Source organism: Mesorhizobium sp. M7A.F.Ca.CA.004.04.2.1 (assembly GCF_004022825.1).
Classification (GTDB): domain Bacteria; phylum Pseudomonadota; class Alphaproteobacteria; order Rhizobiales; family Rhizobiaceae; genus Mesorhizobium.
The window spans coordinates 1-4,667 of the sequence record NZ_RZPH01000440.1; the positions used below are offsets into that span (position 1 = coordinate 1).

Below are 4,667 nucleotides of genomic sequence, written 5' to 3' on the forward strand. Positions count from 1 at the left end.
CGTCTCGGCGATGGCGCGGCCGATGCCTTGCGTCGAGCCGGTGACCAGCGCCACCTTGCCGTTGAGCTGAAGCTCCATTCCTCTTCCCCGCCTCGCATCTGGTTTCAGGCTAGCGCGGCAGGATCGTTTTACAACATGGAAATTGGAAATCCTGGAGCGGAGATTGTTGGCGCTGCGTGGGGCCGGCAAGAGCTTGCTCCAACGTCGTCGCTCCGGGGGCGAAGCAGGAGCGGAGTCCGTCCCAAAGACCTCTAGTGGACCGTGATGATGCCCTCGACGGCCCGCCATTCCGAAGGCTGGATGAGTCGATGATGAGCAATGCGGACCGAGTGCAGCGGACCGTCGAGTTCGCGCTCCCAATATTGGAGAAAGCCCTTGAGTTCGGGAAAGGCCGGAGCGAGATCATAGTCCTGCCAGACATAGAGCTGAAGCAGGCTCGGATGATCGGGCAGGTGATAGTGGATTTCGGCCGTCGTCAGGCCATAACCTTCCATTTGCAGGCGGAATTCGCTGCTGACCGTATCGGCCATGTCTTTCTCCTTCTCTCTCCGTTCAGGCCTCCAGCCCGCGATGTCCGTATTGAACTCGCCCGATGCCATGCCGGGACGATCGGTTCCTCTTCAAACAACGTCGCGAGAAGCTCGGGGGTTCCGAAAATAGCCGCGCCATAACAGTGCGTTGGCGCCCTTTCTGGTCGAATGGAAAAATTTTTTCGCCGGTCTCTTGAAACCGAAAAACGGCAAAACTAGCTCGATATGCGCCGCGATGCCTGACGAAGGGTCGGGGCGTTCCGCACCGGTCCGATATTGCCGGTTCGGTGCGGAGGAACCTCAAAAACCTGTTTGTCCACGAGGAGAACGACATGGCGTTCCGTCCATTGCATGACCGTATTCTGGTCCGCCGCCTTGAAGCCGAGGAGAAGACCTCCGGCGGCATCATCATCCCCGATACCGCAAAGGAAAAACCGCAGGAAGGTGAAGTGCTCGCCGTCGGTCCCGGCGCGCGCGACGACAGCGGCAAGCTTGTCGAACTCGATGTCAAGGTCGGCGACCGCATCCTGTTCGGCAAATGGTCCGGCACCGAAATCAAACTCGACGGCGAGGACCTGCTCATCATGAAGGAAAGCGACGTGATGGGTGTCATCGATGAGATCGCCGAAGTGAAGAAGGCCGCCTGACGGCTTCTTCGTATCCATCCAGTCAACGAATGCTGCCTAGATAAAGGAGTGATCCAATGGCTGCCAAAGAAGTGAAATTCCATACCGAAGCGCGCGAGAAGATGCTGCGCGGCGTCGATATCCTTGCCAATGCGGTAAAGGTGACGCTCGGTCCCAAGGGGCGCAATGTCGTCATCGACAAGTCGTTCGGCGCTCCGCGCATCACCAAGGACGGCGTCACCGTGGCCAAGGAAATCGAGCTTGAAGACAAGTTCGAGAATATGGGCGCCCAGATGGTGCGCGAAGTGGCTTCCAAGACCAACGACCTTGCCGGCGACGGCACGACGACCGCAACGGTGCTTGCACAGGCGATCGTCAGGGAAGGGGCCAAGGCGGTTGCCTCGGGCATGAACCCGATGGATTTGAAGCGCGGCATCGACAAGGCGGTCGATGCGGTGGTCGCCGAACTGAAGACCAATGCCCGCAAGGTCACCCGAAACGACGAGATCGCGCAGGTAGGCACCATCTCCGCCAATGGCGATGCCGAGATCGGCCGTTTCCTCGCCGAGGCGATGGAGAAGGTCGGCAATGAGGGCGTCATCACGGTGGAGGAGGCCAAGACCGCCGAGACCGAACTCGAAGTCGTGGAAGGCATGCAGTTCGACCGCGGCTATCTCTCGCCCTATTTCATCACCAACCAGGACAAGATGCGCGTCGAACTCGATGAGCCTTATGTGCTGATCCACGAGAAGAAGCTCTCCAACCTGCAAGCGATGCTGCCCGTGCTTGAAGCCGTGGTGCAGTCGGGCAAGCCGCTCTTGATCATCGCCGAGGATGTGGAAGGCGAGGCGCTGGCGACGCTGGTCGTCAACAAGCTGCGCGGCGGCCTCAAGGTCGCGGCCGTCAAGGCGCCGGGCTTCGGCGACCGCCGCAAGGCCATGCTGGAAGACATCGCCATTCTCACCGGCGGCACCGCGATCTCGGAAGATCTCGGCATCAAGCTGGAAAATGTGACGCTGCAGATGCTGGGCCGCGCCAAGAAAGTGGTGATCGAGAAGGAAAACACCACCATCGTCGACGGTGTCGGCCGCAAGGAAGAGATCCAGGGCCGTGTCGCGCAGATCAAGGCGCAGATCGAGGAGACCACCTCCGACTACGACCGCGAGAAGCTGCAGGAGCGGCTGGCCAAACTCGCCGGCGGCGTTGCGGTGATCCGGGTCGGCGGCTCGACCGAGGTCGAGGTCAAGGAGCGCAAGGACCGCGTCGACGATGCGCTGCATGCGACCCGCGCGGCCGTCGAGGAGGGCGTGCTGCCTGGCGGCGGTGTCGCGCTGCTGCGGGCAGCCAAGGCGCTCGATGCCGTGCAGACCGACAATGCGGACCAGAAGACTGGCGTCGATATCGTGCGCCGTGCCATCGAAACGCCGGTCCGGCAGATCGCCGAGAATGCCGGCGCCGAAGGCTCGATCATCGTCGGCAAGCTGCGCGAGAAAAGCGAATTCGGCTGGGGCTGGAACGCCCAGACCAACGAATTCGGCGATCTCTACGGCCAGGGCGTCATCGACCCGGCCAAGGTGGTGCGCACCGCTCTCCAGGACGCGGCATCGGTCGCCGGCCTGCTGGTGACCACGGAGGCGATGGTGGCCGAGAAGCCGAAGAAGGAAGCCGCCGCCCCGGCAATGCCCGCCGGCGCCGGTATGGACTTCTGAGGTCACGGCCCATCCGCCCGCTTCCCTGGCGGGGAGCGGGCGTCATCCGAAGAGAAAGTGGAGGTAAAGATGGATGCAATGGCTGGCCTCGGATCCGTACCGGCTCCTACGCACCAGGCGAAGGAATTCCTGGCCTATGAAACAGAATGCAGGAACGTGCTGAAGCCGCTGCTGGCAGGGCTGCTCGACATGGCTGAAGCTGCCGGCTGGAACCGGCGAACCGCGGCGTCGGCACTGATGTTCCTCGCCGCGCAGCAAGTGTCGGCAACATCCGAGGTATCCGCCGGCAGCGGCTGAACGGAAATCGGCCAGTCCATTCACCTATTCGCGGCGGGCCGCGCTCCCGGTGCTCGGCCCGCTACAGGCCCTGAACAATCGAGAGGAGGCACAAGCCATGAATCACGGGCAATTTGAGGAACCGGTCACACTTCTGGTCGGAATGGGCTTTCCGAGGAAGATCGACAGCGTGATGGAAGCTTACGCACTGCTGCAGGACTGGCCGAGCGCCGGCCGCAACGGCGCCCATGCCGTCGCACTCAACGCTTGCAAGGCGGGCATCGTCGGCGAGATCGATCCGGAGACGGTGCGGGCCACGCTGGTCAGCTTCGCGCGCCGCCACGACATATTGGTGCCGGAGATGGTTACGCCGCTCGCGACGGCGGCCGGTGGTGCGCTGCGCACGAGGTGAACTGACGATGCGGCGCTGCACAGCGCCTGAAGACCATGGTCTTGCGATAAGCCAGGCGAACACGGAGACGCCGGAATTCCTTTCCGGGCGGGCGGCATTGTCGTTGGTCATTGAGCGAACGCGTCAGCAAGACTGACCTGTTCTGCCCGAATAGCGCTTCTGAGCGCCGCCTCCCGGTTAAAAAAGTATCATCCGTTGTCTTGAATCGTGGTGGCGCCTGTTGTCATGAGCCGGTACCTTGGCTCTTGAAATGCAGAGCCGAAACCAATTCGGCCGGTTTAGGGAATTGGGCCGAACGCGGCAAATATCCGTGCCGGCCCGGGAGGAAACGGACATGGAACCGGACCTGGAAGTTGTCCAGATACGACGCGGTGAGTCCTTCAAGGCGTGGTCGCACGGCTACCCCTTCCATACGGTGCGCTGGCACTTCCATCCCGAATATGAACTGCATCAGGTGATCTTCACCAACGGCCGCTATTTCGTCGGCGACTTCATCGGCGAGTTCGAGCCGGGCAATCTGGTGCTGACCGGGCCGAACCTGCCGCACAATTGGGTCAGCGATATCGCCAGGGACAGTTCGATCCCGCTGCGCGGCCGCATCATTCAGTTTTCCGAAAGTTTCATCGGCGATGCCATGCATGTGCTGCCGGAGTTGGCGGGGCTCACGGCTCTGCTCGAGGCGTCACGTCGCGGCGTGCTGTTTTCCAGCCGCACCAGCAAGGCGCTGGCGCCGCTGATGGAAGAGATGATGCAGGCACAAGGTGTGCGCCGCATCGAGCTGTTCATGATGATCGCCGGCCTGCTCAGCCGCGCCCAGGAATTCCAGCTTTTGGCCAGCGCCAGCTACCGGCCCGATCCCTCCGGCTACATGACCGCCGGCATGAATAAGGCGCTCGCCTATATCAGGGAAAACCTGACGCAGCTGTTCGACGAGGCGGACCTCGCCGCCATCGCCGGCCAATCGACCGGCGCTTTCTCACGCTCGTTTCGCCGTCACACCGGCATGTCGCTGGTGCAGTATGTGAAGCGGCTGCGCATCAACCTTGCCTGCCAGATCCTGATGAGCGACGAGCAGGCCTCGATCACCGACATCTGCTACGAGGTCGGCTTCAAC

The 4,667-nt window shown here is 62.0% G+C and carries 6 protein-coding genes and 1 pseudogene; 5 read left to right on the top strand and 2 right to left on the bottom strand.

Going from position 1 to position 4,667, the window contains the following annotated elements:
- Together EN893_RS39365 and EN893_RS19505 are read right to left on the bottom strand one after the other, a co-directional pair.
- A pseudogene (locus EN893_RS39365) lies at positions 1–189 on the bottom strand (hypothetical protein); the annotation flags it as partial.
- A 62-nt stretch (positions 190–251) separates the two neighbouring features.
- Entirely contained in the window at positions 252–530 is a 279-nt protein-coding gene (locus EN893_RS19505; RefSeq protein ID WP_127271604.1) for an usg protein, read from the bottom strand.
- Between the two features lie 332 nt (positions 531–862).
- On the opposite strand from EN893_RS19505, the gene groES reads away from it, so the two are divergent.
- From groES to EN893_RS19530, 5 genes are all read left to right on the top strand, one after another.
- Positions 863–1,177 (top strand): co-chaperone GroES, encoded by a 315-nt coding sequence (groES, locus tag EN893_RS19510; protein ID WP_127255658.1) that lies wholly within the window; start codon positions 863–865, stop codon positions 1,175–1,177.
- 56 nt (positions 1,178–1,233) lie between these two features.
- Positions 1,234–2,865, top strand: a complete 1,632-nt coding sequence (groL, locus tag EN893_RS19515; RefSeq protein ID WP_127301758.1) for a chaperonin GroEL — start codon at positions 1,234–1,236, stop codon at positions 2,863–2,865.
- 69 nt (positions 2,866–2,934) lie between these two features.
- Positions 2,935–3,162 carry a hypothetical protein gene (locus tag EN893_RS19520; RefSeq protein WP_013530720.1) on the top strand — a complete coding sequence of 76 codons (228 nt, stop codon included), beginning with the start codon at positions 2,935–2,937 and terminating at the stop codon, positions 3,160–3,162.
- 97 nt (positions 3,163–3,259) lie between these two features.
- Complete coding sequence (locus EN893_RS19525) at positions 3,260–3,553, top strand: DUF982 domain-containing protein (RefSeq protein ID WP_127270014.1); 294 nt, start codon at positions 3,260–3,262, stop codon at positions 3,551–3,553.
- 334 nt (positions 3,554–3,887) lie between these two features.
- Positions 3,888–4,667, top strand: a 780-nt coding sequence (locus EN893_RS19530) for an AraC family transcriptional regulator (RefSeq protein WP_164900963.1), incomplete at its 3' end; no start/stop codon positions are given.

Bases quoted from the DNA above. Each gene is read 5' to 3' on its own strand.
- groES (WP_127255658.1), top strand. From the start codon at position 863: ATGGCGTTCCGTCCATTGCATGACCGTATTCTGGTCCGCCGCCTTGAA.
- EN893_RS19505 (WP_127271604.1), bottom strand. From the start codon at position 530: ATGGCCGATACGGTCAGCAGCGAATTCCGCCTGCAAATGGAAGGTTAT.
- EN893_RS19520 (WP_013530720.1), top strand. From the start codon at position 2,935: ATGGATGCAATGGCTGGCCTCGGATCCGTACCGGCTCCTACGCACCAG.
- EN893_RS19525 (WP_127270014.1), top strand. From the start codon at position 3,260: ATGAATCACGGGCAATTTGAGGAACCGGTCACACTTCTGGTCGGAATG.
- groL (WP_127301758.1), top strand. From the start codon at position 1,234: ATGGCTGCCAAAGAAGTGAAATTCCATACCGAAGCGCGCGAGAAGATG.